General features: G+C 72.4%; 24 protein-coding genes. 10 read left to right on the top strand and 14 right to left on the bottom strand.

The genetic code is table 11. The annotated features are described in order from the left end of the window. Nucleotides 1-37 precede the first annotated feature (37 nt). Nucleotides 38-1,342 carry a hypothetical protein gene (locus ACIBSV_RS01385; RefSeq protein ID WP_395858836.1) on the top strand — a complete coding sequence of 435 codons (1,305 nt, stop codon included), beginning with the start codon at nucleotides 38-40 and terminating at the stop codon, nucleotides 1,340-1,342. After that, nucleotides 1,342-1,908: a GNAT family N-acetyltransferase gene (locus ACIBSV_RS01380; RefSeq protein WP_395858835.1), complete on the top strand. Its 567-nt coding sequence runs from the start codon at nucleotides 1,342-1,344 to the stop codon at nucleotides 1,906-1,908. The genes ACIBSV_RS01385 and ACIBSV_RS01380 overlap by 1 nt, the downstream gene beginning before the upstream one ends. A gap of 21 nt (nucleotides 1,909-1,929) precedes the next feature. On the opposite strand, the gene ACIBSV_RS01375 is transcribed toward ACIBSV_RS01380, so the two are convergent. Further along, complete coding sequence (locus tag ACIBSV_RS01375) at nucleotides 1,930-2,229, bottom strand: hypothetical protein (protein WP_395858834.1); 300 nt, start codon at nucleotides 2,227-2,229, stop codon at nucleotides 1,930-1,932. A gap of 77 nt (nucleotides 2,230-2,306) precedes the next feature. Here ACIBSV_RS01375 and ACIBSV_RS01370 point away from each other — a divergent pair, with 77 nt between their 5' ends. Then, nucleotides 2,307-2,720 (top strand): hypothetical protein, encoded by a 414-nt coding sequence (locus tag ACIBSV_RS01370; RefSeq protein WP_395858833.1) that lies wholly within the window; start codon nucleotides 2,307-2,309, stop codon nucleotides 2,718-2,720. Nucleotides 2,721-2,980: 260 nt separating this feature from the next. On the opposite strand, the gene ACIBSV_RS01365 is transcribed toward ACIBSV_RS01370, so the two are convergent. From ACIBSV_RS01365 to ACIBSV_RS01355, 3 genes are all read right to left on the bottom strand, one after another. Then, nucleotides 2,981-3,157, bottom strand: a complete 177-nt coding sequence (locus tag ACIBSV_RS01365) for a hypothetical protein (RefSeq protein WP_395858832.1) — start codon at nucleotides 3,155-3,157, stop codon at nucleotides 2,981-2,983. A gap of 303 nt (nucleotides 3,158-3,460) precedes the next feature. Next, nucleotides 3,461-4,114, bottom strand: a complete 654-nt coding sequence (locus tag ACIBSV_RS01360; protein WP_395858831.1) for a M15 family metallopeptidase — start codon at nucleotides 4,112-4,114, stop codon at nucleotides 3,461-3,463. 92 nt (nucleotides 4,115-4,206) lie between these two features. Beyond that, nucleotides 4,207-4,662 carry an ankyrin repeat domain-containing protein gene (locus ACIBSV_RS01355; protein WP_395858830.1) on the bottom strand — a complete coding sequence of 152 codons (456 nt, stop codon included), beginning with the start codon at nucleotides 4,660-4,662 and terminating at the stop codon, nucleotides 4,207-4,209. 193 nt (nucleotides 4,663-4,855) lie between these two features. Between ACIBSV_RS01355 and ACIBSV_RS01350 the strand changes: the two genes are divergently transcribed. Together ACIBSV_RS01350 and ACIBSV_RS01345 are read left to right on the top strand one after the other, a co-directional pair. After that, on the top strand, nucleotides 4,856-5,830 hold the full coding sequence (locus ACIBSV_RS01350; RefSeq protein ID WP_395858829.1) for a zinc-binding dehydrogenase: 975 nt from the start codon (nucleotides 4,856-4,858) through the stop codon (nucleotides 5,828-5,830). 186 nt (nucleotides 5,831-6,016) lie between these two features. Beyond that, nucleotides 6,017-7,120 (top strand): WD40 repeat domain-containing protein, encoded by a 1,104-nt coding sequence (locus tag ACIBSV_RS01345; RefSeq protein ID WP_395858828.1) that lies wholly within the window; start codon nucleotides 6,017-6,019, stop codon nucleotides 7,118-7,120. 109 nt (nucleotides 7,121-7,229) lie between these two features. Here the strand turns inward: ACIBSV_RS01345 and xylA are convergent, their stop codons facing one another. Then, on the bottom strand, nucleotides 7,230-8,441 hold the full coding sequence (gene xylA / locus ACIBSV_RS01340; protein ID WP_395858827.1) for a xylose isomerase: 1,212 nt from the start codon (nucleotides 8,439-8,441) through the stop codon (nucleotides 7,230-7,232). 160 nt (nucleotides 8,442-8,601) lie between these two features. Between xylA and xylB the strand changes: the two genes are divergently transcribed. The 3 genes from xylB (at nucleotide 8,602) to ACIBSV_RS01325 (ending at nucleotide 12,096) form a co-directional block, all read left to right on the top strand. Next, nucleotides 8,602-10,032, top strand: coding sequence for a xylulokinase (xylB, locus tag ACIBSV_RS01335; RefSeq protein WP_395858826.1), 1,431 nt, complete (start codon nucleotides 8,602-8,604; stop codon nucleotides 10,030-10,032). 74 nt (nucleotides 10,033-10,106) lie between these two features. Continuing rightward, nucleotides 10,107-11,279, top strand: a complete 1,173-nt coding sequence (locus ACIBSV_RS01330; RefSeq protein ID WP_395859309.1) for an ROK family protein — start codon at nucleotides 10,107-10,109, stop codon at nucleotides 11,277-11,279. 181 nt (nucleotides 11,280-11,460) lie between these two features. Then, complete coding sequence (locus ACIBSV_RS01325; protein WP_395858825.1) at nucleotides 11,461-12,096, top strand: acyl-CoA thioesterase/BAAT N-terminal domain-containing protein; 636 nt, start codon at nucleotides 11,461-11,463, stop codon at nucleotides 12,094-12,096. A gap of 260 nt (nucleotides 12,097-12,356) precedes the next feature. Here the strand turns inward: ACIBSV_RS01325 and ACIBSV_RS01320 are convergent, their stop codons facing one another. The 7 genes from ACIBSV_RS01320 to ACIBSV_RS01290 all read right to left on the bottom strand — a co-directional run bounded on the left by ACIBSV_RS01320 (nucleotide 12,357) and on the right by ACIBSV_RS01290 (nucleotide 20,335). Then, the gene (locus ACIBSV_RS01320; RefSeq protein ID WP_395858824.1) at nucleotides 12,357-13,394 is read right to left on the bottom strand and encodes an NADP-dependent oxidoreductase; all 1,038 of its coding nucleotides are present in this window, start codon (nucleotides 13,392-13,394) and stop codon (nucleotides 12,357-12,359) included. After that, on the bottom strand, nucleotides 13,391-14,929 hold the full coding sequence (locus ACIBSV_RS01315) for a long-chain fatty acid--CoA ligase (RefSeq protein WP_395858823.1): 1,539 nt from the start codon (nucleotides 14,927-14,929) through the stop codon (nucleotides 13,391-13,393). The genes ACIBSV_RS01320 and ACIBSV_RS01315 overlap by 4 nt, the downstream gene beginning before the upstream one ends. A gap of 145 nt (nucleotides 14,930-15,074) precedes the next feature. After that, nucleotides 15,075-15,527, bottom strand: a complete 453-nt coding sequence (locus ACIBSV_RS01310) for a MaoC family dehydratase (protein WP_395858822.1) — start codon at nucleotides 15,525-15,527, stop codon at nucleotides 15,075-15,077. Between the two features lie 55 nt (nucleotides 15,528-15,582). Further along, entirely contained in the window at nucleotides 15,583-16,701 is a 1,119-nt protein-coding gene (locus tag ACIBSV_RS01305; RefSeq protein WP_395858821.1) for an acyl-CoA dehydrogenase family protein, read from the bottom strand. After that, entirely contained in the window at nucleotides 16,698-17,876 is a 1,179-nt protein-coding gene (locus ACIBSV_RS01300; protein ID WP_395858820.1) for an acyl-CoA dehydrogenase family protein, read from the bottom strand. The genes ACIBSV_RS01305 and ACIBSV_RS01300 overlap by 4 nt, the downstream gene beginning before the upstream one ends. Next, nucleotides 17,870-18,661 (bottom strand): SDR family oxidoreductase, encoded by a 792-nt coding sequence (locus ACIBSV_RS01295; RefSeq protein WP_395858818.1) that lies wholly within the window; start codon nucleotides 18,659-18,661, stop codon nucleotides 17,870-17,872. The genes ACIBSV_RS01300 and ACIBSV_RS01295 overlap by 7 nt, the downstream gene beginning before the upstream one ends. Before the next feature lie 522 nt (nucleotides 18,662-19,183). Further along, nucleotides 19,184-20,335, bottom strand: a complete 1,152-nt coding sequence (locus ACIBSV_RS01290) for a PP2C family protein-serine/threonine phosphatase (protein WP_395858817.1) — start codon at nucleotides 20,333-20,335, stop codon at nucleotides 19,184-19,186. A gap of 343 nt (nucleotides 20,336-20,678) precedes the next feature. Between ACIBSV_RS01290 and ACIBSV_RS01285 the strand changes: the two genes are divergently transcribed. Continuing rightward, complete coding sequence (locus ACIBSV_RS01285; protein ID WP_395858816.1) at nucleotides 20,679-20,999, top strand: hypothetical protein; 321 nt, start codon at nucleotides 20,679-20,681, stop codon at nucleotides 20,997-20,999. Between the two features lie 67 nt (nucleotides 21,000-21,066). Here the strand turns inward: ACIBSV_RS01285 and ACIBSV_RS01280 are convergent, their stop codons facing one another. Further along, a complete protein-coding gene (locus ACIBSV_RS01280; RefSeq protein ID WP_395858815.1) occupies nucleotides 21,067-22,002 on the bottom strand; it encodes an SDR family oxidoreductase in 936 nt (311 codons plus the stop codon). A 122-nt stretch (nucleotides 22,003-22,124) separates the two neighbouring features. Here ACIBSV_RS01280 and ACIBSV_RS01275 point away from each other — a divergent pair, with 122 nt between their 5' ends. Next, complete coding sequence (locus ACIBSV_RS01275; RefSeq protein ID WP_395858814.1) at nucleotides 22,125-22,394, top strand: hypothetical protein; 270 nt, start codon at nucleotides 22,125-22,127, stop codon at nucleotides 22,392-22,394. A gap of 393 nt (nucleotides 22,395-22,787) precedes the next feature. On the opposite strand, the gene ACIBSV_RS01270 is transcribed toward ACIBSV_RS01275, so the two are convergent. Further along, complete coding sequence (locus ACIBSV_RS01270) at nucleotides 22,788-23,969, bottom strand: ROK family protein (RefSeq protein ID WP_395858813.1); 1,182 nt, start codon at nucleotides 23,967-23,969, stop codon at nucleotides 22,788-22,790. Between the last annotated feature and the right edge of the window lie 33 nt (nucleotides 23,970-24,002).

The raw sequence follows: 24,002 nt of genomic DNA, 5'->3' as shown, positions 1-24,002 counted from the left end.
TACCGTTCGTAGTGATTCAGATCACGGAGGTGACGTGGTGCCGGAGCAGACGCCCTTCGAACACGCCTGTAGCGCGCGCGGCTGGGACAAGCCGGCGGACTTTCTGCGGGCCTTCCACACCGCGGCACACCTGCTCGGCGAAGCGGTCACCCTGACGGACCGCCAGTACCGCCGGTGGCGTCAACCCGACCCACCTGCACCCCGGGCACGCGCCTGGCGGACCCTCCACGCCATGTTCGCCGTCTGCCCAAGCGAGATCGGGTTTCCTGGACCACCGCCAGGTGTCACCGTGGGGAGTGCACCACTCCTCGCGCAGAAGGGCACCGGCGTGGACCGACGGGCTTTCCTGGCCGACTCCATCGGCGCAGCCTCCGCTTTGAGCTTGCCCGCCCACGTGGTCCCCCTGAGCCCGGCCGGAGGCACCGGCGCCATCGGCACCACACATCTGCTCGAACTCCGGGACGGCCTTCACGTCCTCTTCCAGCTCGACGCGACGTACGGCGGCAGCGACGTCCGATCCCTGGCCGTCCGCCACCTGAGCCGCGTCCGCCGCATCATCAACACCAGCAAGTATCCGGACACGATCGGCCGTCAACTCCGCCTCCTCTCGGGGGAAGTCGCCGAACACTGCGGCTGGCTGTACTACGACGCCGACAAGCAGGACGATGCGCGACGCTATTGGGGCGAGGCCCTGACGACGGCCACGATGCTCCGCGACACCAACCTCGAAATCCTGGTCTTCTCCTCCATGAGCCTCCAGGCGTGCCACGAGGGACGACCTCGCGACGGCCTCGACTTGGCCCGGGCCGCTCAGGACCGTGCGACCCGCCTGGGGTCGCCGATCCTCCAATCCCTTATCGCCGCCCGGGAAGCACGCGCCTTGTCGCTGCTAGCCGACGACACATCCGCTCGACGTCGCATGAGCGACGCCCTGCGGCTCGTCGACCGCGACGGGCGCGGGCGCCCCTCGCCCGAGTGGGCCGCGTTCCACGGGCATGCCGAGCTGGACTACGCGCAGGGACTCCTCTACACCGAACTTGGCCACCACCAAGCGGCAACCGCGTTCTTGCGAGCTGCGCTCGCCCATCAGGAGGCCAACTACGGACGCAACCGGGCCCTGTACCGCCTCACTCTGGCCCGGGGCCTGATCGGCGCCGGGGAAGTCGACGAAGGCGCCGCCCAAGCCGTAGCAAGCTTGACCGACCTGGAAGAGGTGGAATCGGGACGCGTCATGCGACGTCTCACCGAGGTGGTCGGCGCGCTGCGCGCCGTCGACGCCGTCTCCGCCCGGGAGGCCACCGACGAATTGGCCGAATACGTGAAAACGAAGGGGGCAGCGTGATGACCGAGGTGACGTACGAGCGATACGAGGGCCAGGAGGCCGCAGGACAGCTCGACGCCTTCCTGCCGGCCTACGAGGAGGTCTACGCCGAACCGCCGTACAGCGAAGGCCCCTCGGACGTAGCCCAGTTCATCGACCACTACCTTTTCCACACGCAGCGGCCGGGCATGCGTCTGATCATCGCCCGCGACGGCGAAGACGTCATCGGGTTCACGTACGGATACCTTCTCCCCCGCGACACCGGGTGGTGGAACAACGTGGACCAGGTCCTCGCGGACGACTTCAAGCGCGAGGACGGCACCCGCACGTGGGTGATCCTCGAACTCGCGGTCCGTGAAAAGTGGCGCCGCCGCGCTATCGCCGCTGCTCTCCACGCCGCGCTACTCGAGGGCCTGCACGTCGAACGGGTGACACTCACCGTCCGCCCGGAACCGGAGGCGGTCCCGGCGCAGTCCGCGTACGCGTCGTGGGGTTACCGCCCCGTCGGCGTGTCCCGCCCGTGGGACGGCGCGCCGTTCTACAACGCCATGGTTCTCGAACTCGCCGACCGGCCCGCCCGAGCCTGACGCCGGCCAACACGGAGCACGTCAGGCCGCATTCACGTCCAACCCATGAATCGAAAAGAACTGGAGCCACTCGCTCACTGCCGCCTGAGCGAGGTCGAGCGCGTCTCGGGTGCCGGTCGTGCCGTCTGGAGCGGTCCACTTGATCGTGAAGCGTGCCGCATTTCGGTCATCAATCCAGGCTTCCGACACCACAGCCGTCGTCTGCCCATGGCGTCGCGTGTGGTGCTTGTAGGTGTTGATGACGTCACCGGATCTCCGTAGAAACGCCGCCGAGCCCCGTGCTGCAGTTCGTACATGAGAGGGGCCACTCGGGTTCTTCATTGCTCGACACGATCAGCTCCGATCCTGCCGCCCGATTTCCAAAGTAGGTCCAGGTTGCCGAGAGAGCCCGGCATGCGATGATTCGAACTGATGAACGAGCACGACGACGTCGCACCCTGGGAGCAGCCCAGCCGGTTCGACGTCGCGAGCCAACGGGCCGCTACCACGCCGGCCCGGCGACTCTGCCCGTCCCGGCCGCCCTGGATCCGCGCACGGCCGAGGCGCTGTACGAACTCTGCCCGCCCGGGTACCGCGACCACGAGGTCCTGCGCCGCCACCCGCGCCTGCTGCCCCGCCTCGCGCGGCATCACCTCCTGGCCGACCTCGCTGAGCTCCGCCAGGGCTACTCCGACCTGCGCCGCGACCTGCGAGACCAGGTGCCCGTACACGTCATCCCGCAGGCCCTCGCGACCTACAAGGCCGAGGCCGCGGAACTCCACCGCGCGCTCGAACGCCTCAACGCCATCGAATGGACCCTGCCGCCCCGCTGATGCCGCGTCCGTCCTCACGATCGAGCCCACTTGCGCGGGGATCTGCGTACGACGCTGCGAGCTGTGCCGGGACGTGGTGGCGCTTGTCGGGCCCAACTCCCTCGGATGAACGACGCTGGGCGTGAGCGTTCTGGTCGCGTGACCGGCACGTCCCAGATGCTGTTGGTGACCTCCCGGAGCTCTCGCGGTAGGAAGCTAGGCGGAGTCCTTCCTTCTCGTCGTGGTGGTGACGAGGACGAGGGCCGGCATGCAACACGGCCTCAACTCTCTTTGCCCGCAGGAGCGTTGTTGTGAATTCGGGTGTCCTCCTGGAACGCGGTCCACGCCCGGTCGAACAACTCGGGGGCGAGCGTGCGCTCGTAGAAGGTGTTGTAGCCCTCGAACAGGACCTGCCAGTCCGCCCGGTCCGCCGGCGTGAGCCTGCCGATGTCGACCACGAGCCGCCTCCAAGGATGGTGCGTTCCAGGGGATGGTGCGAAAGGGCAAACCCTATCCACGTGTTCGGCCCGAGCGTCCGCCGGCACGGCCGGTGCCCGAACATGCCGCTGCCCGCAGGCGGGTGCCCGCGGGCAGCGGTGCCGGGCAAGGCCGAACGCCCGACCGGGTCGAGGGGCGAAGAACAGATGACGTGTCGAGTACGGCCGCGTGGCCGTTGCCCGCCCCCCACAAGCCGAGGGGATCCGCCGAAATGCCGAGCGGTGTGGCACTGTCCGTCATCGCAGTGCCACCCGCCGGCATCGTCAGTCGAGTTCGCACGGGCCGTAGCGGGCGGCCTTTGCGTTCGTGGCCAGCGCCCAGTAGCGGTCGCCGTAGGACCAGTGCCACCACTCCGTGGGGTAGTTGACCAGTCCGGCCGCGGTCAGTGCGGCGCTCAGCACGTCGCGGTTGGTGCGGGCGGTCGCGTCGATGTTCTCGGCGGCGGTGTAGCAGGCTTCGGCGCTGTCCTCCGGACTGGCGTTCATCGGGGTGCCGAGGTCGAGTTCGCGGCCGTCCGGGTCGACCAGCGTCAGGTCGACCGCCGCGCCGGCGCTGTGCGGAGCGATGTCGGGTGGTGAGACGTACCGGCTGGCCGCGACGTGGATCCGGTCGGCGGACCAATCGGGATGCGCGGCCCGCAACTCGTCCGAGTACTCCTCGAAGTAGTGCCGTTGCAGTGCCGGCGGCCGGTACCCCTCGACGAACAACAACCGCAGCCCGTCCGGCAGCGCCGCCTGGGCCTTGATCAACCGGTCGAGCACGCCCACCCGCAGGAACGAGAACGTCTCGGCTCGATCCGCCTGGCGCAGGTCCACCGGCAGTGAGCCGTCCAGGCGGACATCGACGAGCGGTTCGTCGCACTCGTGTACGGGGACGGCGGCCACGCGAGGATCGGACATCAAGATGATCTGTTGCATGCGGTGATCATCTCGTGCCGCACCCGGAGCACTTGCGCGTGGTCCGGTCGTGGCGTCCCGGGTCGCGTGCGGCGTGCCGGGGTGTGCCCCGGTCAGACCACGGGAGCGCCATGCTCGCGCAACAACCGCACCAGTTCCGTCCGGTTGCCCGGCACCCGTCCCAGCGCGGTGTACCCCTCGTCGTTGCGGACTCCGGCGTCCGCTCCCGCGTCGAGCAGCAGTCGCGCGCACTCCAGGTTCCCGGCGTTGCACGTACGCATCAGCGCCGTCCATCCCGACGCCGACCGGGCGTTCACCGCCGCGCCGTGGTCGAGCAGCAGCCGCACCAGGTCCGGGTGTGCCATCGAGGCCGCGGCGATCAGCGGAGTCGTGCCGTCGAGGAGGCTCGATCTCGGATCCCGCCCCTCGATCTCCGCGCCGGCGGCCAGGAGTTCGCGCACGGCCTCGGGATCACCCCGCTCGATGGCCACGAACAGCTCGCTCCCGGGCGCGTGCGGATCCCATCCGGCGGGCCCCGGGCCCGGCCCCTGCGACTCGGTCGACGACATTCCGACACCCTCGCACACCCGCGCTCCCCGGGCCGGGAACCGGCACTCGATGTGCGGACCGGGACAGGGGTCGGCGGGGCGACCAAGGGTCGCTTGACCTCAACTCGACTTGAAGTTCGATAGTGATCTCGGAACCGGCGAACGCGGGCCATCGGGCCCGCGAACGTCCACCATCGAACCCGGGAGCCACCACATGCGCGCGATCCGACTGCACTCCTTCGGTCCCGCCGAGAACCTGCGCCTCGAAGAGCTGCCCGAGCCGGTGCCCGCCGAGGGGCAGGTGCGCGTGGATGTCCGAGTGAGCGGCGTGCACCTGATCGAGACCAGGCTCCGGCGGGGCATCGCGGTCGGCCCGCACCGCCCGCCCGAGCTGCCGATCACCCCCGGCAGCGAGGTGGCGGGTGTGGTGGGGGCGGTCGGCCCCGGCGTGTCGGCCGACTGGCTGGGCCGCCGGGTCGTCGTGCAGCTGGGCGACGCGGGCGGGTACGCCGAGCAGGCGCTCGCCGACGAGTCCGCGCTGTACCCGATCCCCGACGAATTGGCCGACGACGTCGCGGTCGCGGCGATCACCACCGGCACCACGGCGCAGGGGGTGCTGGGTGTGGCCCGGTTGACCGAGCGGGACGCGGTGCTGGTGATGTCGGCCGCCGGTGGTCTGGGCAGCCTGTTCGTCCAGGCGGCGAAGGCCGCGGGCGCGCTGGTGGTCGGGGTCGCGGGCGGCGCCGCGAAGGTGGCCCGGGTGCGTGCGCTCGGCGCCGACGTGGCGGTGGACTACTCCGCCGCGGACTGGCCCGAGCGGGTACGGACGGCTTTGGCGGGCCGCGAGGTCGGCATCGTGCTCGACGGCGTCGGCGGCGCTTCGGGCCGACAGGCGCTGGAACTGCTCGGGCCCGGTGGGCGCTTCCTGATGTACGGCTGGGCGGCCGGCGAGCCGACCGAGATCACCACGCGCGACCTGGTCGAGCGCCAATTGACCGCGACCTGGGCGATCGGCCCGAACATGGTGCCGCCCGGCGGATGGCGCGAGTTGACCACCCGGGCGTTGCGCGAGGCGGCCCGGGGCCGGCTGGTCCCGACCATCACCCGCTTCCCGCTCGACCGGGCCGCCGACGCGCACGCCGCGCTGGAGGGTCGGGCGGCCGAGGGGAAGGTGGTGTTGACGGTGTAGCCCCACCGCCGTCGACGCGCCGGGCGGGCACAACCGCGTCGGCGGGTCGGGTTCGCGACGCCGGAGGCGGCCGTGACGGCGAGGGTGATCGCGAGGTCGAGGGCGACCGTGATCGTGACCGCCACGGTCACGCGGATCGGCTCGGCGATCGTGCACCCGAGGGGCTATGACGGGCACAATGGTGATATGTCCCACGTTGCGCAGGACGATATTTCTTGGCTCGCGACGGTCGACGACCTCGGCGCCGCCGCCGGTGGCGGGTCGGCGGTGCGCACGCCCGCGGCCCCCACGGGGCGCGAACTCCCTTCGCGATGGCGGTTGGACTGGGTGACCGGGCCGTGGGCGGCGGCCGAACACCGGGCCGCGCCGCCGGTTCGGGTAGGACAGCCGGGCGGGTCGGGCCCATCGGCCGAACTCCCGGCAGAGCAGGCCGCGGAGGACGACCGCCGCCCGCCGTCGGTGCGCGCGGTGGTCCCCGAGCAGCCGATCGGTGAGCCGCTGACCGGTCACGACGGGCGCGTGGACGCGGTGGCCACCGCGCTGGTCGGTGGTCGTCCGGTCGTGGTCGCGGGCACCGCCGGGTGGGGTGCGACGGTGCGTGTGTTCGACCTCGAACGCGGACACCAGTTGTGCCGGCCGCTGACCGGCCGGACCGCGTGGGTGGGTGCGGCGCGGGCCGTCGTGGCCGGCCGGCCGGTCGCGGTGACCGGCGACGCGGCCGGTGTACGGGTATGGGATCCGGCCACCGGGCTGCCGGTCGGTGAACCGCTGTCCGACTCGGTGTGGGCGGTGGCCACGGCCGTGCTGGACGGCCGCGCCGTCGTCGTCGCCGGGGTGGAGTCCGGTCGGGACGCCGGCCACGAGCACCCGGTGCGGATCTTCGACCTGGCCACCGGCGCCGCGTTCGGCGCGCCCCTGGTCGGACACACCTGCGTGGTCACGGGCGTGGCCACGGCCGTGGTCCGAGGCCGCCCGGTCGCCGTCACCGGCGGTTGGGACGCGGCGCGGCTGTGGGACCTGACCACCCGCGAGCCGATCGGCGAACCCCTGGCCGAGTACGTGTCGGCCGTGGCGACCGGGCTGCTCGACGGCCGCCCGATCGCGGTGGTCGGCGGCGCGAGCGGTGCGACCGAGGAGCGCGGGACGGTACGGGTGTGGGACCTGAGCACCCGCAGCCCGATCGGCCCCTGCCTGGTCTTCCCGTTGTCGGTGGACGCCCTCGCGGTGGCCCCGGGCGGCCGGCTGGTGGTCGGCTTCGGCCGCGAACTCGCCGCGCTGCGGTGCGACTGAGCGGCGGACCTCACGGCGCCACGGTTCCACGCCACCGACGACCCGGCCGGCCGACACCCGGCACCGGCGTCGGCCAGGCGTCGACACCGGCAGCGCGTCGGGCGCTCGCTCAGCGGGTCCCGAGCAGGTGATCCATCGCCAACTGGTCCAGTCGCTCGAACGCCATGCCGCGTCGGGCCGCCGCCTCGACGTCGAAGTCCTCGTAGGCCGTGCGGTCCGCGAGCAGATCGGCCGCGGACTCGCCGGCGCCCAGCGTCGGCTGCGCGAGCCGGTCCGACCGGGCCGCCGCGAGCGCGTCGCGGACCGCCGGATCCGCCCGGAACGCCGCCGCCTTCGCCTTGAGCACCAGGTAGTTGCGCATGCAGGCGGCGGCCGACACCCACACCCCGTCGACGTCCTCGGTGCGCGGCGGCTTGAAGTCGAAGTGGCGCGGCCCCCGGTAGCCCGCCGATTCGAGCAGGTCGACCAGCCAGAACGCGGCGCGCACGTCGCCCGCCCCGAACCGCAGGTCCTGGTCGTACTTGATACCGGTCTGTCCGTTCAGATCGATGTGGAACAGCTTGCCCGCCCACAGCGCCTGCGCGACGCCGTGCGCGACGTTCAGGCCGGCCATCTGTTCGTGGCCCACTTCCGGATTCACCCCGAACAGGTCGGGGTGTTCGAGCCGTTCGATGAACGCGAGGGCGTGGCCGATGGTGGGCAGCAGCAGGTCGCCGCGCGGCTCGTTCGGCTTGGGCTCGATCGCGAAGCGCAGCGGGTAACCCTGGTCGAGCACGTACCGCGCGAGCAGGTCGAACGCCTCCTTCAACCGGTCCAGCGCGGTCCGCACGTCCTTCGCGGCACCCGACTCCGCGCCCTCCCGACCGCCCCACGCGACATACGTCTCGGCACCCAGTTCGACCGCGAGATCGATGTTGCGCAGGGTCTTGCGCAACGCGTACCGCCGCACGTCGCGATCGTTGGCGGTGAACGCCCCGTCCTTGAACACCGGGTGGGTGAACAGGTTGGTGGTGGCCATCGGGACCTTCATCCCGGTCGCGTCCAAGGCCTGCCGGAAGCGCTTGAGATGCATCTCGCGCGCGGTGTCGGAGCTGCCGAACGGGATCAGGTCGTCGTCGTGGAAGGTCACGCCGTACGCGCCGAGTTCGGCCAGCCGGGAGACCGTCTCGACCGGGTCGAGCGCGGGTCGGGTCGGCTCGCCGAACGGGTCGAGGCCGGGCCAGCCGACGGTCCACAGGCCGAAGGTGAAGCGGTCGTCGGGGGTGGGGATGAAGGGATCCTCGGGGGTGAAGGGATCTTCGGGGGTGAAGGGGTCCGTCATGGGTGCCGCTCCCGGATCGTGGCGGATGGTGGCCGAGCCCTATTAGTAAACGCGAAAAACAAACTAGTATCGGCGCGGTACGGAAGGGAACCCTCGCCCGTCGACCCGCGCCCGCGCCGCCCGGGTCGACCCGGCCTCGGACACGACACCAGGAGGCGGCATGCGCGCACAGCGTGTGGTCATCGGCGTGGACAGTTCCACCCAGGCCACCAAGGCCCTCGCCGTGGACGTCGACACCGGTGAGGTCCTGGCCGGCGGCCGAGCCCCGCACCGGGTGAGCACCGGCGACGCCCGGGAGAGCGATCCCCTCCGGTGGTGGCACGCGCTGTCCGCCGCCCTCGCCGCTACCGGTTGGGCCGAACACGCGCGAGCCGTGTCGATCGCCGGCCAACAGCACGGTCTGGTCACCCTCGACGCCGCCGGTGATCCGGTCCGGCCCGCCATGTTGTGGAACGACGTACGCGCCGCGCCCCAGGCCGCCGCACTGGTGGCCGAATCCGGCGCGGCCGACTGGGCCGCGCGCGCCGGCAGCGTACCCACCGCCGCGTTCACCGCCGCCAAGTGGCGCTGGCTCACCGAACACGAACCCGCAGCCGCCGTGCGCGTCGCCGCCGTCCGGCTCCCGCACGACTTCCTCACCGAGCGGCTCACCGGCGCGGCCGTCACCGACCGCGGCGACGCGTCCGGCACGGGGTGGTGGACCCCGACCGGATACGACACCGAACTGCTCGAACGTATCGGCCTGCCCGTCGAGTTCCTGCCCGCCGTCGCCGACCCGGGCGTGCCGGTCGGCAGCGCGCGGCCCGGAACCCCGCTGCGACCGGGCACCCTCGTGGCCGCCGGTACCGGCGACAACATGGCCGCCGCGCTCGGCCTGGGCCTCACCGCAGGCCTGCCCGTGCTCAGCCTGGGCACCTCGGGCACCGTGTACGCGGTCACCCGCGGCCGGCCCGCCGACCCCACCGGCACGGTGGCCGGCTTCGCCGACGCGCTGAGCGGCTGGCTGCCCCTGGCCTGCACGCTCAACTGCACGGTGGCCGTCGACCGGATCGCCGCGCTGCTCGGCCGCGAGCGCGACGCGGTCGAACCCGGCGGCGACACCGTGGTCCTGCCCTTCCTCGACGGCGAGCGCACCCCCGACCTGCCGTACGCCGCCGGCCTGATGCACGGCCTGCGCCACGAGACCACCGGCGGGCAACTCCTCCAGGCCGCCTACGACGGCGCGGTTTACCCACTGCTCACCGCGCTGGACGAGGTGCTGCGCGCGGGCGGCGAATCCGACGATTCCGACGTGCCGTTGCTGCTGATCGGCGGCGGGGCTCGGGGCAGTGCCTGGCGGGACACCGTACGCCGACTCTCCGGTCGCCCGGTGCGGATACCGGTCGCCGAGGAAGCGGTCGCGCTGGGCGCCGCCGCGCAGGCTGCCGGACTGCTCACCGGCGAACCCGCCGACGCCGTCGCGCGTCGGTGGCGCACCGCCGACGGGCCGCTGCTGGAGCCGCTGCCCAGGGACGACGCGGCGATGGAGCGGATCGCGGATACGCTGCGCAACGCCGGGCCCCTGTTCGACGCCGCACCCGGCCGGCCCTGATCGGGAAGAGTCCAGTGCCCCGCGCCCACCGATCCACCGACCGCCCCGAGTCGCTGCCCGCGTCGCAGCAGGGCATGCGGCGACAGAACCTCGCCCTGGTGCTGCGCGACGTCGCCGCCCGGGGTCCGCTCTCGCGCGCCGACGTCGCGGCCGGCACCGGACTGACCCGCGCCGCGGTGTCCAGCCTGGTCGAGGAACTGCATGCCGCGGGCCTGGTCACCGAGTTGGGCAGTGCGCCGAACGGGCGTCCCGGACGGCCCGGCCGGGCACTGATGGTGGGGGATCGGGGGCCGGCCGGACTGGGCCTGGAGATCGGCGTCGACCATGTCGGCGCGTGCGTGGTCGACCTGCGCGGCGAGGTGCGCGCGTGGGAGCACGCCGCCGCGCCGAACCGCGATCGCCCCGCCGCCGAGACGCTGCCCGCGCTGGCCCGGGTCGCCGCGCGGGCCGCCCGCACCGCCGCCGCACTCGAACTGCGGCCGGCCGCACTCGTGTTGAGCGTGCCCGGTCTGGTCGGCGCGGCCCCGGGGCGGGTGCAGCACGCGCCCAACCTGGGTTGGCGCGCGGAACCGGTGGTCGAACCGCTGCGCGCGCTGCTCCCGGCGGGCCTGCGCGCGCTGCCGCTGACCGTGGAGAACGAGGCCAACCTGGGCGCGCTGGCCGAGTTGTGGCACGACCCGGCCACGACCGACTTCGTGTACGTGTCGGCCCAGGCCGGGATCGGTGCGGCCGTGGTCGCCGACGGACGGCTGTTCCGGGGCGCGCGCGGCTTCGCGGGCGAGTTGGGCCACGTCCCGGTGCACCCGGACGGCCCCGCCTGCGCGTGTGGCGCGCGCGGCTGCCTGGAGCAATACGCGGGCGAGGCAGCCGTGTTCGCGGCGGCCGGTCTCACACCCACGACCGACGACCCGATCGCGACCCTGGCCCGGTACGCGAGGGACGGTCACGCGCCGGTGGTCGCCGCGCTGGATCGGGCCGGCAGCGCCCTCGGCACGGCCCTCGCCGGTGCGATCAACCTGCTCGACCCGGCCGGGGTCGTGCTCGGCGGCGCCGCCGCCGAACTGGGGACGTGGCTGCTGCCGGCGATGCGCCGTGAACTCGCCGCCCGCGTGACGATCCGCCCCTGGGCTCCCGAAGCCCTCACCGCGTCCGCGCTGGCCCGCCGAGCGCCCCTCCTGGGGGCGGCCACCACGACCATCCACGCCATCCTCGACAACCCGATCACCCACGCCGCCGGATCCGGCTGACCCGGTCGACCCGACCGGCCGGAAGCAGGCAGCCAACGGGTGTGGTTTCTTCCGGAATATGGAGAAGCCGGGCGCCCGGAGGCGAACCCACCGTGCGGTGTCGTACCGGCTTCGGTGGGGCGGTGGGTGGGTGTTCGCGCACCGGAGGTCGGCCGGGCTCGGTGTCGGACGGAGGCGAGGCGTGCGGAATCGGCTGTGGGCGGGGCTGTGCGGGCTCACGATGCTCGCGGTGCTCGGAAGCGGGGTGGCCGGGTGCACGCCGGAGCGGGGCAGCCCGGCGGTGATCGAGGTGGACGCGCCGGTGGCCCAAGTGGATCAGGCGGTGCACATTCGCATCGGCGGACTGACACCCGGTGAGCAAGTCACCGTCGGCGCGCGGGTGGTGGATGCCCTGGGCAGGCAGTGGCGCGCGCGGGCCACCTTCCTGGCAGACCCGCAAGGTGTGGTCGACCTGGACACGGCGAACCCGAAGCCGGGTGGCACGTACCGGAATCCGGACGGTATGGGCCTGTTCCGGTCGATGAATCCGCTCGGCGGTGCCGCCGAAGCGTCCTTCGTTCCGGCCGGCACGTCCGCGCGCGGCTACGTGGTCACCCTCACGGCCGTTGCGTCCGGACGTGCGCTCGTCTCCCGTACGCCGAACCGCGTCTGGTGCGGAACCGGCGTCACGAGCGCGGAGATCACCCTCGCGACCGACCGGATATCCGGGCAAGACGGAACCGAGCTGGAGCTCGGCGGCACCCGGGCCGCCGACGCCGCCGCATGGGCCGAGGGCCGGCCCAAGGTGCTTGCGCTGCTCGCCTCACTCACCCGCTGAGCGCACGGCGTGGCACGTGGACGCCCCGGCTCCCGGACGTCGGATGCCCGGACATGCCCTGCCGGACGCCGCGGCACCCGGCCCCTCGCGCCTGGGGCCGGGTGCCGCGCGGTCGGCCGGCTATGCGCCGCGCCACACCGGGGCGCGCTTTTCCGCGAAGGCGCGGGCATCTTCCAGGGCGTCGGCCGAGCGGAAGATCGACGGGACCCGGTGCTCGCCAGGATCGGTGCTCGCCAGGATCGGTGATCACCGGGTCCCGTTCACCGGATCCGCAGCACCAACTTGCCCGTGTTCGCGCCGGAGAACAGTCGCAACAACGTCTGCGGAAACGCCGTCACGTCGCCCTCGACCACGTCCTCGCGCGAGCGCAACCGCCCGTCCGCGAGCCACCCGGCCAATTCGGCCGTCGCCTCGGCGTAGCGGTCCGCGTAGTCGAACACCACCATGCCGGTCATCGAGGCCCGATTCACCAGTAGCGAAAGGTAGTTCGACGGGCCGGGACCCTGCTCGGTGTTGTTGTACTGCGAGATCGCGCCGCAGATCACCACCCGCGCGCCGCGCGCCAACCGGGTCAGCGCGGCATCCAGGATCTCGCCGCCGACGTTGTCGAAGTACACGTCGACACCATCCGGGCAGTGCTTGCGCAGTGCGGCCTTGACGTCCTCGCTCTTGTAGTCGACGGCAGCGTCGTAGCCGAACTCCTCCACCAGCAGGCGGCACTTGTCCGCGCCTCCCGCGATGCCCACGGTCCGGCAGCCCTTGAGCCGAGCGAGTTGGCCGACCACACTGCCCACCGCGCCCGCCGCGCCGGACACCAGCACGGTCTGGCCCGGTTGCGGGTCACCGATGTCGAACAAGCCGAAGTACGCGGTCAGTCCGGTGATCCCGAGCGCGCCCAGATAGGTCGACAGCGGCGCCGCCGCCGGATCCACCCGGCGAACGCCGCGCCCGTCCGAGTCCGCGTACTCCTGCACGCCGAACTGGCCGTACACGTGCTGCCCGACCGCGAAGTCCGGGTGACGCGAGGCGATGACGCGGCCGACCGCGCCGGCCCGCATCACCTCGCCGATGCCCACCGGCGGGATGTAGGAACGCACGTCGTTCATCCAGCCGCGCATCGCCGGGTCGAGCGAGATGTGCGAGATCTCCACCAGCAGCCGGCCGTCGGCAGGCTCCGTCACCGGTTCGCCGACCAGGTCCCAGTCGGTGGCCTTGGGCAGCCCGAACGGGCGTGCGGCCAACCGGATCTGCCGGTTGACCAGGTCGGCGGGCAGCGGCCCGCCGGCGAGCGTGGTCATATGGAACGCAACTCCTTCTTCATGATCTTGCCGGAGGGGCCCTTGGGCAGTTCGTCGAGGATCCGCACCACCCGCGGATACTTGTACGCGGCCATGCGCTCCTTGCAGAACGCGACGATCTCGTCCGGGTCGGCCGCCTCGCCCGGGCGTAGCGCCACGACCGCGACCACCTCCTCGCCGAGTCGCTCGTCCGGCCTGCCGACCACGGCCGCCTCGGCGATCGCCGGGTGGGTGTACAGGACTTCCTCCACCTCACGCGGATAGACGTTGTAACCGCCCCGGATCACCAGGTCCTTCTTGCGGTCCACGACGAACAGGAAGCCGTCCTTGTCGAGGTAGCCGAGATCGCCGGTGTGGAACCAGCCGTTGCGGAAGGCCTCGGCGGTGGCCTCCGGGTCGTTGCGGTAGCGGGTGATGATGTTGTGCCCGCGCAGCAGGATCTCGCCCACGTGCTCGGCGCCGGGCGGCAGCGGCAGGTCGTCCGGGTCGGCCACGCGCAGTTCGACACCCCAGATCGGCTTGCCCACGGACAACACCCGACGGTCGTCGGCGCGGTTGAAGGTCGCGGTGCTCGCGCTCTCGGAAAGCCCATAGCCCTCCAGGATGACGACGCCGAACGCCTCCTCGAACTCGCGGATCACCTCGCCGGGCATCGACGCCCCACCCGAACTGCCCACCCGCAGCCGGGACAGGTCGAGCCCGGTGCGATCCGCGGCCAGCAACGCGACGTACATCGTGGGCACGCCCACGATCACGCTCACCCCGTCCCGGGCCATCTGGTCGAGCACACTCTGCGCCTCGAAGCGCAGTACCAGCGACAGCGTCCCGCCGTAGCGCACGCACACATTCAGCACGCCGGACAGGCCGTATACGTGGAACAGCGGCAACGCGCCGATCGAGACGTCACCGGGGAACAGGCCGAACAGGTCACCCGAGACGGTGCAGTTCTGGTAGAGCTGGAAATGGCTCAGCTCGGCGCCCTTGGGCCGCCCGGTGGTGCCGCTGGTGTACAGCAGCACGGCCGTGTCGTCGCTCGACGTCGGCTCGATGTCGCCGTGGAGCGACTCGGCCCGGTCCGGCGGCCCGTCGGGCAGCAGCAGGGCGAACGCGAGGGTGTCCTGCGGCACCGCGGTGCCCTCGACCAGGTTGACGGTGTACACAGCGGTGCCCGGTACGGCGGCGGCCGCGCCCAGCGCCTCGGCGGCGAACACGTCGAAGGCGATCAGGGTGCGGGCACCGGAGTCGGTGAGGTGGTAGGCGATCTCGGTCGCCTTCAGCAACGGGTTCAGCGGCATCAGCGTGACGCCGGCCTTGAGCGCGCCGAAGTAGGCCACCACGAACTCGGGGACGTTGGGCAGGGATATCGCCAACACGTCGCCCCGGCCGAGTCCCTTCGCACGCAGGCCGCGGGCGAACCGGCTGCTGAGGTCGTCGAGTTCGCGGTAGGTGATCGGGGTGCCCTGGTGGATCAGACACGCCGTGTCCGGAGTCGCGAGGCGGGACTCGCGGAGCATGACGGCGAGGTTGAAACTCACGCGTGATCCTTTACTGATCGAGGTGCCGGGGGTGGCCGGACGTCGGGGAACGCCCGGCCGGGGACGGGTCCGCGGGACGTTGCGGGTCCCGCTGCCGCGGCGCGGTGCCGATGCGGGCGAAAGGCGCCCGACATCGGCATCGGCACTACGGGACGACCAGGGACAGCGTGTCCGCGACGCACGCGGGCTTGGCGACGCCCTCGATCTCGACGGTGTGCCGCACCGTCAGCCGCACGCCCTGCGCGGTCTCGACCGCATCGATCAGCACGGCGTGGTCGCGCACCCGGGCGCCGGCCGGAACCGGGGCCGGGAAACGCACCTTGTCCGAGCCGTAGTTGACGCCCATCCGCACACCCCGCACGGTGAACAGGCCGGCGGCCAGGGTCGGGATCAGCGACAACGTCAGGTAGCCGTGCGCGATGGTGCCGCCGAACGGGCCCTCCTTGGCCCGCTCGACGTCCACGTGGATCCATTGGTGGTCGCCGGTGGCCTCGGCGAACGTGTCGATGCGATCCTGATCGATGGTCAGCCAGTCGCTGGTGCCGAGTGGTTCGCCCTTGGCCGCGAACACCTCGGTGACGTTCTCGAAGACGCGCATGATGCTCCTTCGTGGTGGCGGCGGGATCCGGGCGGGTCGCCGCCGCCGAGCCGGGTCAGGCGGGCAGGTCGACCAGGTGCGCCAGGGTCGCGCGGTGCCGGTCGGGGGTGCCGAACGCGAGCGCGTCGGCCTTGGCGCGCTTGAGGTACAGGTGCGGGTGGTGTTCCCAGGTGAAGCCGATGCCGCCGTGCAGCTGTACGCATTCCTCGGCGGCGCGGACGGCGATCTCCGAGCAGTGCGCCTGCGCGACGGCCACCGCGACGGGGGTGTCCGGGTCGTCGGCGGCCACGCACGCCGCGGCATACCGGGCCACCGCGCGGGCCTGGGTGATCGACACCCACAGCGCGGCCAGGCGGTGCTTGGGCCCCTGGAACGAGCCGACCGGGCGGCCGAACTGGTTGCGGGTCTTGAGGTAGGCGACAGTGCTCTCCAGGCAGAACTCGGCGATGCCGAGCTGCTCGGACGCCAACAGGGCCGCGCCGGTGCCGATCGCGGTGGCCACCGCCGCCTCGGCCCGCTCGCCGCGCGCCAGCGGTACGCCGGTCGCGCCGGTGAACACGACGTCGGTCAGCGGCCGGGTCAGGTCGAGCGAGACGACCGGGCGGCGGTCCACGCCGACCTGATCGGTGTCGACCGCGTACAGCGCGGGCCCCTCCGCGCTCCCGACCGCGACGACGAGGACATCGGCGGTGCCGGCGTCGACGACCGAGGTCGCGGTACCGGTCAGGGAGTCGCCGTCGGCCCGCACCCCGTCGGGGAATCGGGCACCGGGTGCCGTGGCGAAGGAGACCGCCAGGGTCGCGCTGCGCCGGCCGCCGGCCAGGTCGGTGAGGAGCGGCCCGGCGTCCACCGTGTCCACCGCGCGCAGCGCGGCCGTCGCGAGCACTGCGCTGCCCAGGAACGGGGTCGGCGCGACCGTGCGACCCAACTCCTCCAACACCACGGCGGTTTCCCGCCAGGTGGCGCCGCTGCCGCCGTGCTCCTCGGCGACGGCCAGTCCGGCCGCGCCGATCTGCTCGGTGAGCACACGCCACAACTTCGGGTCGTACGGCTCGTCCGTCTCGATCCGGGCGAGCAGCGCGGCCAAGGTCACCCGCTCGGTGAGCAGGTCGCGGATGCCGGAGCGCAGTTGGTTCTCGTCCTCGGTGTGCACGAGGTGCTCGATGACACTCATCGGGGCAGGTCCTTCCACGCGACGTCCTTGTCCACCCGAGGCTCCGCCGGCAGGCCCAGCACGCGCTCGGCGACGACGTTGAGCAGGATCTCCGAGGTGCCGCCCTCGATCGAGTTGCCCTTGGCGCGCAGGTAGCGGTAGCCGGGCGAGCGGGTGGTGAAGTCCACCGACGCCGGTCGGCGCATGGTCCACTCGTCGTGCCGCAGCCCCTCTTCGGCCAGCAACTCCACTTCCAGACCCGAGATTTCCTGGTTGAGTCGGGCGAAGGCGAGTTTGGCCGCCGAGCCTTCGGGGCCGGGTTCGCCGGCCGCCAGTTGCAGGCGCAGTCGGGCCGAGGTCAGGCGGGCCGCCTCGGCTTCCACCCACAGCCGCAGCAGCCGGTCGTGCAACCCGGCGGTGCGCAGTTCCGGACGCGTACGCCAGGTGTCCGCGACGATGCCGATCATGCCGCCCTCGCGTGGTGCGGCACCGCCGCCGATGGCCACCCGCTCGTTCATCAGCGTGGTGCGTGCCACGCTCCAGCCGTCGCCGACATCGCCGAGGCGATGCGCGTCGGGGATGCGCACGCCGGTGAGGAAGACCTCGTTGAACTCGGCCTCGCCGGTGGCCTGGCGCAGCGGACGCACCTCGACGCCGGGCGCGGTCATGTCGCAGACGAAGTAGGTCATACCCCGGTGCTTGGGCAGTTCGGGGTGGGTGCGGGTGACCAGGATCGCCCAGCGCGCCTCGTGGGCCATCGACGTCCACACCTTCTGGCCGTTCACCACCCACTCGTCGCCGTCGGGCACCGCCCGGGTGCCCAGCGCGGCCAGGTCCGAACCGGCCCCGGGTTCGCTGAACAACTGGCACCACACCTCCTCACCGGTCCACAACGGCCGCAGCCAGCGGGCGCATTGGGCCTCGGTGCCGTACGCGAGCACGGTCGGCGCGGCCATTCCCAGCCCGATGCCGATCCGGCCCGGGTCGTTGGACGGCGCGCCGGCGGCGGCGAATCGCGCGTCCACGGCCGGTTGCAGCGCACGCGGCGCGTCCAGGCCGCCGAGGCCGGCCGGGTAGTGCACCCAGGCCAGTCCGGCGTCGAAGCGGGCCCGCAGGTAGCCGAGCGCGTCGTCGGTGTCCGGATGGGCGGCGATGAACTCGCCCACCCTCTTGTCGAGTTCGGCGGCGGTCAGCACAGCGGGCCGCCGGCCACGTAGATCACCTGGCCGGACACGAAGCCCGCGCCCTCGCTCACCAGGAACGCGATGGTGTTCGCGACGTCCTCGGGCCGGCCGACCCGGCGCACCGGGATCTGCTCGGCCGCGGCCTGCTGGAAGGCCTCGAACTCCATGCCGACCCGGGCCGCGGTCGCGGCGGTCATGTCGGTGACGATGAAGCCGGGTGCCACCGCGTTCGCGGTCACGCCGAACTTGCCCAGTTCGAACGCCAGCGTCTTGGTGAAGCCTTGGAGGCCGGCCTTGGCCGCCGAGTAGTTCGCCTGGCCCCGGTTGCCCAGCGCGGACGAACTGGAGAGGTTGACGATCCGGCCGTAACCCGCCGAGGTCATGTGTGCCTGGACCGCGCGGCTCATCAGGAACGCGCCGCGCAGGTGTACGTCGATGACCGTGTCCCAGTCGCCGTCGGACATCTTGAACAGCAGGTTGTCGCGGATCACACCCGCGTTGTTGACGAGTACGGTCGGCGCGCCGAGCACGTCGGCCACGCGCGCCACCGCGGCGTCGACCTGCTCGCCCACGGTGACGTCCGCGCCGACCGCGAGCGCGTTGCCGCCGGCCGCGACGATCGCGGCCACGGTGTCCGCGCAGGCGGCCTCGTCCAAATCGAGCACGGCCACGGCCATGCCCTCGGCGGCGAGCCGGCGCGCGGTGGCGGCACCGATGCCCCGGGCGGCGCCGGTCACGATGGCCACGCGTGGTGCGGTCGCGTCCGCGGTCGAGGTCGAGGGAGTGTTCTCGGTCATGGGTGGGGGATCCTCCGGGTCGTCGCGGGTCACGAGGTCGGCCGGCGAATGCCACGCACCGCCGTCCCGAGATGCGACCCGCACGCCCGGTCGTGAGGTGCCGACCGGTCGGTATGCACATGCATCGGAAGCGGAGGAGCGGGAATCACGCTGTGCCTGTCACGGTACCGACCGGTCGGTATCAAGGCTAGAGCGCAACGCGAACTCGTTCGGGTGGCTCGTGGGGCGGGGTGCCCGGGCGCGCCCGCGCGGGAGGGCCTGTCGTAGTCGCGCGAGGGGGTCGACGCACCCGCGAGAAAAGGTTCCCGGGTACGGGGGCGGGGCTGTCGCGGGCGCGCGGGGAGGGCCGTCGTGTCCGCGCGGAGAGCGCCCGCAGCACCGCACGGAGGCCTGCGACGACGCTCGGGAGGGGCCGGCGGTGGCACGCGGCGGCCGGTTCGGCGGGCGGCCCGCCCGCCACGCCCGTCCCGCTCGGCGCCGCAGGCCCGGGCGCGGCTCGGGCGGCGTCGAGCGGGACGGCGGTCACCGGGACCGGCCGACCACCTTCGGTACCTCCGGGCGGAGCAGCATCAGGGCCGCGTCGTCGGTGAGCCGCTCGCCCACGTGTGCCAGCAGCGCCCGCTGCAGCAGGGTGAGCAGTTCGTTCGCGGGCAGGTTCGGATCGGCGTTCGCGGCGATCCACTCGCGGAGCGGAAAGAACCGGCCTTGGGCGTCCCGGGCCTCGGTGGTGCCGTCCGTATACAGCAGCAGCGACTCGTCCGGCGTCATCCGGAACCGGTAGGCCGACACCCGCTCGTCGCCGGGAATCAGGCCGGCCAGGCCGAGCGGCAGCTCGGTCGCCACATCGAGCCAGCGCACACCGGACGGGCCGATCAGCGCGGGCGGCTCGTGGCCGTAGTTGACCAGCTCGACCAGGCCGTCCGGGCCGAACTGGGCGATCAGCGCGGTGGCGAACCAGTCCGTGTCCGGCTCGCCGAGCAGCACCTGATTGCGGCCGAACCGTTCCAGTCCCTCACCCATCCGCCGCCCGACCTGCCACAGGTCCGACGTCGTGAACGCCGCCTCGCTGAACGTGCCGACCAGGGCCGCGCTCGCACCGACCGCGGTCAGCCCCTTGCCCTGCACGTCGGCGATGAACGCGCGTGTACCGTACGGCGTGGCCACCACGTCGTACACGTCGCCGCCCACCTCCGCGTCCCGTTCCGCCGCCAGGTAGCTGCGCGCCACCCGGATCCCGCCCACCACGGGCGGTGCGGGCGGCAGCAGCGCACGCTGGACGTGCTCGACCACATTGCCCAGCCGGGATACCCGCTCCTGCAGGCGGGTCCGCAACAACACCGCCGCCACCGCGATCGCGCCGCCCAGCACGACCACCACGAACCCGGCCCAGTCGTGTTCGTAGCCGGTCGGCGCCAACCACGGGTCCAGCACCAGGAACGTCAGCGTCGCGAGCACCGCGTAGACGACCGTCGCGCGCACCGAACTCAGGCTCGACGCGGTCATCGGCACCAGACACAACATCGTGTCGGTACGAAACTCGTCGGGTGTGCCGAAGTCGACGGCCACGATCACGACGTACAGCAAGGCCGGCAACAGCGGGATCAACCACCGCATCGGCCGCGCGCCGCCCGTGTCGCCCGTGTCGCCCGTGTCGACCACCGGGGCCTCGCTCATGCCGGGGTCTCACTCATCGGGAAGGCACCGTCCTGGATCACCCGGGGTGGGCCGGTCGTCGGGCATCGGTTGTCGGGCATCGGTCGTCGGGCAGGGCACGGGCCGGTCATCGGTCATCGGTCTGCTCAGCCCTTTCCCGATCCGACCCGTGCCCAGCTACGCCACACGGTTGATCATTGCCGGCCGGCCCGGCCCTCCCCGTCCTGTTCCGCCGCGCCGCCGGGACGCGCCGCCGAGAGGGACGGCCGAGACGCGCGGCCGCGCGGCGGAATGCCGTCGGTGTCAAAGGAGTTGCCGTTCGTGGCAAGCCGAACCCAACCGTGGGAGTACCCTCCCGCTGGACGTGGTCCCGGACCACGTGGGCGGCCCGCTGCCGACCGCACTGGTGGGTCGACTCGCGCCCGGCGGGCGGGTGATCGCCATCGGCGCCGTGTCCGGCGAGCGGGCGGACTTCTCCTCCCACGACCCGATCGGCCCGCAGACCTCGGTCATCGGCTTCCAGCGCGGCGGCGACTCGGCGGCGGATCCGGCGTACGTGGTCCACCTGGTCGCCGACGGCCTGTTGCACGCGCCCGTCGACTGGCAGGCGGACTGGACCAGGGTCGGCGAGGCCACCGCGCTGCCGCTCGGCCGCCGAGTCCGCGGCAAGGCGGTGCTGACCTGAGTTGACCCGAGTAGATCCCAACTTCCCGATCGGATCCGGCCGATCGGGGAGTTGGCGCCGGCGCCGCTCAGCGATAGCCGGTCTGGTCGGCCGGCAGCCCCGGATCCTGGACCTCGACCAGGTAGCGCCACGCGTCGGGTCGGCTGCCGTCCAGGTCGGTGAAGCCGTACACGCCCGCGAGCTGCCCGCTGGAGAGGGACTGCCCGTTCCAGCGGGCCACTTCGGGGTCGCCGGCCAGTGCCACCACGGCTCGGCCGACGTAGGCGGGGGATTCCGAGATGCCGAAGTGCGGCTGGATCTTCGTGCCCTCCCGCCAGTTGGCCTCGGTCACCCCGTAGTTGTCGAGCATCATCTCCGACCGCAACCACCCGGGAGTCAGCGCGACGGCGGTCGCCCCGCGCGACCCCAGCTCGTGGCCGAGCGCGAAGGCCATCCGCAACACGGACGACTTGGCCAGGTCGTAGAACAAGGACACGCGATAGTTGTCCCGGTTGTACTCGTTGGTGCCGTCGGTCATCTCCACCACCAGGCCGCCGGGCCGGCGCAACAGCAGCGGCAGTGCGTAGTGGTTGGTGATCACGTGCGTCTCCACCGCGAGCCGGAGCAGCCGCAGCCCGTCGTCCAGGTCGTGCTCCCACACCGGGGTGTCCCACGCGAACAGCTTCTCGCCACCCCAGATGTCGTTGACCAGCACGTCCAGCCGACCCTGCTCGGCCTCGATCCGGGCGATCAGCGCCCGTACCCGCTCCGGATCCAGATGGTCCGTGGGCACCGCGACACCGCGACCGCCCGCCGCGGTCACCAGGTCGGCGGTGTCCTCGATGGTCTCCGGACGGTTGTACTCCGAGCGCCGCTCGCGGGTGCTGCGCCCGGTCACGTACACGGTCGCGCCGGCAGCGCCGAGTTCGACCGCGATCCCGCGCCCGGCGCCTCGGGTGGCCCCGGCCACCAGGGCGACCCTGCCCTGGAGTGTGCTCGTCGACACGGTGATTCCTTTCGACATGGCGACTCGTTCGGATCCACTCCGCCCGCCGGCCTTCCCCGCGTGCCCGCGAACGCGTGCAAGTACTCGACCCGAGGGAAACACCCACAGTCGCAAGCCGCTCCGACATGTAGCGTCCGGTCATGCGTTCCGGCATATGCACGAAATGCGGCCAGGCAAGCGTCGTCCGGCGCGTGGGCGGCCTTCGCGAGGGCGCGGTGGACATCCTGGCGTGGATCCGTTTCGCCACGTGGCGCAAGACCCGCGCGACGCACTACGTGTGCACGGGGTGCGGCTTCTTCGAGGTGTACCTCACCAAACCCGAGACCCTCGCCGCCCTCGCCCGGGCCTGGGAACCCTGCCCGCCCAGGCCCTCCACGCCACCGCGACCACCACACCCGCCCGGCCGGTGAGATCCGATGCGCAGGGGAGAACCGCTTCGGGAGGTCGGTTCACCGGCCGTACCCGGTGAACCGACCGCCGCGTTCGAGGATGCTCGGGCGCGATGCATTGTCCGAACGCGGCGGCTACACGCGCACCATGAAACAGGGGCCGCCGCGCCGCGCGACCCGATGCTTCACCCGGCCGGCGGAGTCGGGCGACCGAGTCCACCCGAACGCGAGGCCGCACGCCCCTGGCGCGCCGCGTGGTGCGCACCGGGCCGCGCGTCCGGTGGGCCGGCCGAACCGGTGGGCCGGCCGAACCGAGGAGCGGACGAATCGTGGCCGGACGGTCCGTGGGGCGTACCACCCGTGGGCCGACGAACCCGGGCCGCAGGACTCGCCGGGGTCGAGTCCCGACAGCCGTCAGCCCGCCGGCGCCAATCCCGACTCGAGCGGGTTGTCCAGCAGGCGGGCGAAGGCCAACTCGGCCGCGCCGTACAGCGGGGCGTCGTCGCCCAAGGCCGCCGTGCGCAGTTTGAGGTGCTCGCGGGTGACCGCCAGCGAGGTCCGGTTGAGCCGACTGCGCACCTGTGCGGCGGTGGCCAGGTACACCTCGCGCAACGTCCCGCCGAACACCACCATCTGCGGGTTGAGGATGTTGACCAGGTTGGCCACACCCAGGCCGAGCCAGTCACCGACCCGGCGCAGACCCTCCTCGGCGTCCTGGTCGCCGCGCGCCGCCGAGTCGGCGAGCCCGCCGATCGCGTGCTTGGCGGTGCCGCGGGTGAGCGCGAACTCGCCGATCTCGGTCTCCCAGCACCCGCGCGAGCCGCACCGACACGGCCGGCCGTCCGGGTTGACCACCATGTGCCCGATCTCGCCCGCGTACCCGTCCCCGCCGGTCACCGGCCGCCCCGCGGACAGGATGCCGCCGCCTATGCACACGTCGCCGTGCAGGTAGATCACGTCGTCGCAGCCCACCGCCGCACCCCGGGTGTGCTCGGCGAGCACCCCCAGATCGGCGTCGTTGCCGACCATGACCACCGTGCCGATCGCCGCCGACAACCGCTCGCCCAGCGGCTCGTCGCGCCAATCCGGGGTCGGTCCCTCGGGGATGGTGCCGTCCGAGCCGCGCACCATCGCGCACACCGCGACGCCGCCGCCCACGCACACCCCGTCGCGCGGCGTGGTCAGCCGCATCTGCGCGACGAACCCGCCGAGCGCGTCGGCCACCTCCTTGGGCGAGAACCCGCTGCCCGGACGTTGCAGTTCGCGGCGATCCAGGATCACCCCGCCGAGCCCGACCCGGGCCGCGACCACTCGGTCCACACCGATCGTGAACGCGTACACGTACACCCGCTGCGACTGCGCCCGGACCACCAGCGAGGGCCGGCCCCGCCCGCCACCCGAGGTGTCCCGCGGGGCCTCCTCGACGATCAGGCCCGCCGCCGCCAGATCGGCGGTCAACGCGCCGATCGTGCTGCGGTTGAGCCCCATGCCCGCGGTCAGCTGGGCCCGTGAGGTGGGGCCGAGCACGTGCACGTGGCGAAGCAGCGCCCCCAGGTTCTGCCTGCGGATGTCCTCCTGGGTGGGCGCTGCGCGCATGGGGCTGCGGACCCTGCCTTTCTCATCCGTGGC

Source organism: Embleya sp. NPDC050154, assembly GCF_044460165.1.
Lineage (GTDB): Bacteria > Actinomycetota > Actinomycetes > Streptomycetales > Streptomycetaceae > Embleya.
This window is presented reverse-complemented; position numbering and strand designations above follow the sequence as displayed.

What these genes read in the sequence shown, in the direction of transcription:
- ACIBSV_RS01380 (WP_395858835.1), top strand. Translation starts at nt 1,342, where the DNA reads ATGACCGAGGTGACGTACGAGCGATACGAGGGCCAGGAGGCCGCAGGA.
- ACIBSV_RS01375 (WP_395858834.1), bottom strand. Translation starts at nt 2,229, where the DNA reads ATGAAGAACCCGAGTGGCCCCTCTCATGTACGAACTGCAGCACGGGGC.
- ACIBSV_RS01370 (WP_395858833.1), top strand. Translation starts at nt 2,307, where the DNA reads ATGATTCGAACTGATGAACGAGCACGACGACGTCGCACCCTGGGAGCA.
- ACIBSV_RS01360 (WP_395858831.1), bottom strand. Translation starts at nt 4,114, where the DNA reads ATGCAACAGATCATCTTGATGTCCGATCCTCGCGTGGCCGCCGTCCCC.
- ACIBSV_RS01355 (WP_395858830.1), bottom strand. Translation starts at nt 4,662, where the DNA reads ATGTCGTCGACCGAGTCGCAGGGGCCGGGCCCGGGGCCCGCCGGATGG.
- ACIBSV_RS01350 (WP_395858829.1), top strand. Translation starts at nt 4,856, where the DNA reads ATGCGCGCGATCCGACTGCACTCCTTCGGTCCCGCCGAGAACCTGCGC.
- ACIBSV_RS01345 (WP_395858828.1), top strand. Translation starts at nt 6,017, where the DNA reads ATGTCCCACGTTGCGCAGGACGATATTTCTTGGCTCGCGACGGTCGAC.
- xylA (WP_395858827.1), bottom strand. Translation starts at nt 8,441, where the DNA reads ATGACGGACCCCTTCACCCCCGAAGATCCCTTCACCCCCGAGGATCCC.
- xylB (WP_395858826.1), top strand. Translation starts at nt 8,602, where the DNA reads ATGCGCGCACAGCGTGTGGTCATCGGCGTGGACAGTTCCACCCAGGCC.
- ACIBSV_RS01330 (WP_395859309.1), top strand. Translation starts at nt 10,107, where the DNA reads ATGCGGCGACAGAACCTCGCCCTGGTGCTGCGCGACGTCGCCGCCCGG.
- ACIBSV_RS01320 (WP_395858824.1), bottom strand. Translation starts at nt 13,394, where the DNA reads ATGACCACGCTCGCCGGCGGGCCGCTGCCCGCCGACCTGGTCAACCGG.
- ACIBSV_RS01310 (WP_395858822.1), bottom strand. Translation starts at nt 15,527, where the DNA reads ATGCGCGTCTTCGAGAACGTCACCGAGGTGTTCGCGGCCAAGGGCGAA.
- ACIBSV_RS01305 (WP_395858821.1), bottom strand. Translation starts at nt 16,701, where the DNA reads ATGAGTGTCATCGAGCACCTCGTGCACACCGAGGACGAGAACCAACTG.
- ACIBSV_RS01295 (WP_395858818.1), bottom strand. Translation starts at nt 18,661, where the DNA reads ATGACCGAGAACACTCCCTCGACCTCGACCGCGGACGCGACCGCACCA.
- ACIBSV_RS01290 (WP_395858817.1), bottom strand. Translation starts at nt 20,335, where the DNA reads ATGAGCGAGGCCCCGGTGGTCGACACGGGCGACACGGGCGACACGGGC.
- ACIBSV_RS01280 (WP_395858815.1), bottom strand. Translation starts at nt 22,002, where the DNA reads ATGTCGAAAGGAATCACCGTGTCGACGAGCACACTCCAGGGCAGGGTC.
- ACIBSV_RS01275 (WP_395858814.1), top strand. Translation starts at nt 22,125, where the DNA reads ATGCGTTCCGGCATATGCACGAAATGCGGCCAGGCAAGCGTCGTCCGG.
- ACIBSV_RS01270 (WP_395858813.1), bottom strand. Translation starts at nt 23,969, where the DNA reads ATGCGCGCAGCGCCCACCCAGGAGGACATCCGCAGGCAGAACCTGGGG.